General features: G+C 70.7%; 3 protein-coding genes. All 3 read left to right on the forward strand.

Annotation, left to right across the window (positions count from 1 at the left end; genetic code table 11):
• Window positions 1-936, forward strand: a 936-nt coding sequence (locus ACFV0Q_RS39995; RefSeq protein WP_385012827.1) for an NAD(P)/FAD-dependent oxidoreductase, incomplete at its 5' end; no start/stop codon positions are given.
• Window positions 933-2417 (forward strand): ATP-binding protein, encoded by a 1485-nt coding sequence (locus ACFV0Q_RS40000; RefSeq protein ID WP_385012829.1) that lies wholly within the window; start codon window positions 933-935, stop codon window positions 2415-2417. The genes ACFV0Q_RS39995 and ACFV0Q_RS40000, both read left to right, overlap by 4 nt.
• Before the next feature lie 144 nt (window positions 2418-2561).
• Window positions 2562-3293, forward strand: a complete 732-nt coding sequence (locus ACFV0Q_RS40005) for a hypothetical protein (protein WP_385012831.1) — start codon at window positions 2562-2564, stop codon at window positions 3291-3293.
• The last annotated feature ends 25 nt before the right edge of the window (window positions 3294-3318 follow it).

The following is a 3318-nucleotide window of genomic DNA, read 5'->3' on the forward strand; positions in this document are numbered from 1 at the left end:
GCCGTGTACGGGGCCTCCGAGGGGCTGCGTACCGTGCTGGTCGAACGCTCCGCGACCGGCGGACAGGCCGGGCAGAGCTCCCGCATCGAGAACTACCTCGGCTTCCCGGACGGCGTGTCGGGCGCGCAGCTCACGGACCGCGCCCGCCGCCAGGCCGGCCGGTTCGGCGCCGAGATCCTCACCGCGCGCGAGGTGACGGGCCTGGAGGTCAACGGCGCGGCACGCGTCGTCCGCTTCTCCGACGGCACGGCGGTCGGCGCGCACAGCGTCATCCTGGCGACCGGCGTGTCGTACCGGCAGCTGCACGCCCCGGGCTGCGACGGCCTGACCGGCTGCGGGGTGTACTACGGCTCTTCGCTCACCGAGGCCGCCTCCTGCCAGGGACAGGACGTGTACATCGTGGGCGGCGCCAACTCCGCCGGGCAGGCGGCGATGTACCTGGCGCGGGGCGCGAAGTCGGTGACGCTGCTGGTACGCGGGGAGTCCCTGACGGCGTCGATGTCGTACTACCTGATCCAGCAGATCGAGGAGGCGCCGAACATCAGGGTGCGGACCCGGACCGTCGTCGAGGCGGCGCACGGCGAGGGGCACCTGGAGCAGCTGACGCTGCGGGACGTGGACAGCGGCGCGACCGAACTCGTCGACTGCCAGTGGATGTTCGTGTACATCGGCGCGGCCCCCCTGACGGACTGGCTGGACGGCACGGTGCTGCGCGACGAACACGGCTTCATCCTGGCCGGGCCGGACCTCACGCCGGACGGGCGGCCGCCGGCCGAGTGGGAGCTGGACCGGCCCCCGTACCACCTGGAGACCAACGTCCCCGGCGTGTTCGTGGCGGGCGACGCCCGCGCCCAGTCCGCGAAGCGCGTCGCGTCCGCCGTCGGAGAAGGAGCCATGGCCGTGATGCTCGTCCACCGGTACCTGGAGCAGTCGTGAGCGGCCAGGTCATGCCCTGCGGCCCGCAGGAGATCGCCTCGCTGTTCCTCTTCGAGAAGCTCACCCCGGAGCAGCTCGGGCGCTTGTGCGCCGAGGGGCGGGTGGAGCGGTTCGAGCCCGGGCCGGTGTACACCGAGGGCGACCCGGCGACCTGCTTCTACGTGATGATCGAAGGCACCGTCGTACTCTCCCGCCGGGTCGGCGGCGACGACGTGGAAGTGAGCCGGACCTCGCAGCGCGGGGTGTACGCGGGCGCCATGCAGGCCTACCTGGGCGACCGGGTGCCGCAGACGTACACCAACTCGATGCGGGTGACCGAGCCGACGCGGTTCTTCGTCCTGCCCGCGCAGTCGTTCGCGGACGTCATGCGGGAATGGTTCCCGATGGCCGCACACCTGCTGGAGGGGCTCTTCTTCGGCTCGAAGAACACCCAGCGGGCCATCGGACAGCGCGAACGGCTGCTGGCCCTGGGGTCGTTGTCCGCCGGCCTCACCCACGAGCTCAACAACCCGGCCGCCGCGGCCGTCCGGGCCACCGCGACCCTGCGGGAACGGGTGGGCAAGATGCGGCACAAGCTGGCCGTCATCGCCCAGGGCCCCTACTCCCGCGAGGCACTCGCCGAGCTCATCGAGATCCAGGAACGCACCGCCGAACGCGTAGCCAAGGCACCGGCGTTGAGCCCTCTGGAGGCCTCCGACCGGGAGGACGAGCTCACCGACTGGCTCGACGACCACGGCATCGCGGAGGGCTGGCGCATCGCACCGACCTTCGTCCAGGCCGGGCTGGACACGGACTGGCTGGAGCAGGTCGCCGCCACCGTGGCCGAGGACATCCTGCCCGGGGCCATCGGCTGGCTCAACTACACGGTCGAGACCGAGCTGCTGATGGACGAGATCAACGACTCCACCACCCGCATCTCCCACCTCGTGGACGCCGCCAAGCAGTACTCGCAGCTCGACCGCGCCCCGCACCGGGTCGTCGACGTCCACGAACTCCTCGACAGCACCCTGCTGATGCTGTCCGGCAAGATCGGCGCCCGGGTCCGGGTGGTCAAGGACTACGACCGTTCCGTGCCGGACGTGCCCGCCTACCCGGCGGAACTCAACCAGGTGTGGACCAACCTCATCGACAACGCCGTCTTCGCCATCGACAGCACCGGCCACGACGGCACCCTGACGGTACGCACGGCACGTGAGGGGGACCGGCTGCTGGTGGAGTTCCGCGACACCGGAACGGGCATCCCCGAGGACATCCGCGGCCGCATCTTCGACCCCTTCTTCACCACGAAGCCGGTCGGCGAGGGCACCGGCCTCGGCCTGGACATCTCCTGGCGGATCGTCGTCAACAAGCACCACGGCAGCCTGCAGGTCGAGTCCGCCCCGGGCGACACCCGCTTCCAGGTGCTGCTGCCGCTGACGGACCCGGAATCCGAGACCGCGTCCGCAAGCGCGGACAGCGAGGACACCGAGCCCTCCGCGTAGCCGGCGTCAGCGGCAGGCGGCGGATCCTTTCCCCGGTACGACTGATCCGCCATGCGGGTGGACCTGGCGCAGCGCGCCCGGCCGGACCCGGCACCCGCCTCTATAAAGGGGCCCGTCACGTTGATCGACTGATGGGTCCTCACCATGCTGCAGGCCGCTCTGCGAGTGCTCGCTGCCGTCTCCCTCCTTTCCGCCGCCGCCGTCCCCACGGCCGCGGCAGCCGTCGCCCCGGCGCCGGCCCCCGTCGCCGTAACGGCCCGGGCCGCCGCCGTGGACGACCTGACCACCCCCTGCGGGCCGACGGTCGAATACCGCGCCTGGGACTGGTGGCGTACGACGACCAACAATTCCCTGGCCCGCACCGTCGCCTCCACCGCCTCGGCCGAGCGGTGGCAGTGGCGTACGGACGTCAACACCCTGTGGCGCGGCGACACCCGGGAGACCGTCGACGAGATCTTCGACACCGGCTTCACGCCCCGCGGCGACCAACTGACCCCGCTCGCCGAGTACATCGTCAAGGGCGGCGGCCAGAGCAGCGCGCACCTCAGCACGAGCTGCGAGAAGTGGGTCGCCCAGAAGTTCGCCACCTACGGCAGTGCGAAGACCGGCTGGGTCTACGAGATCTACGCGCCCGGCGGCATCGACGTGAACGCCACCGCCCGCGTCAACAACTACAACTCCCCGTACCTCTGGAACAAGGAGATCGACTTCCCGGGAGGGGTCAAGGGCCGCTACATCAAGGGCGCCTGCAAGTACCGGCTGACCTACACCGATCCCGAGACCAAGATCAGCACCTTCGAGGAGCTCGGTTGCAAGAACAACGTGGGCTTCGCGCCCTACGAAACGGACGTGGCCGCATTCGCCACGGCCCGCTGACGGTCCCCGTTCCGGGGTGATGCCC

The organism is Streptomyces sp. NPDC059564 (assembly GCF_042735575.1).
Classification (GTDB): Bacteria; Actinomycetota; Actinomycetes; order Streptomycetales; family Streptomycetaceae; genus Streptomyces.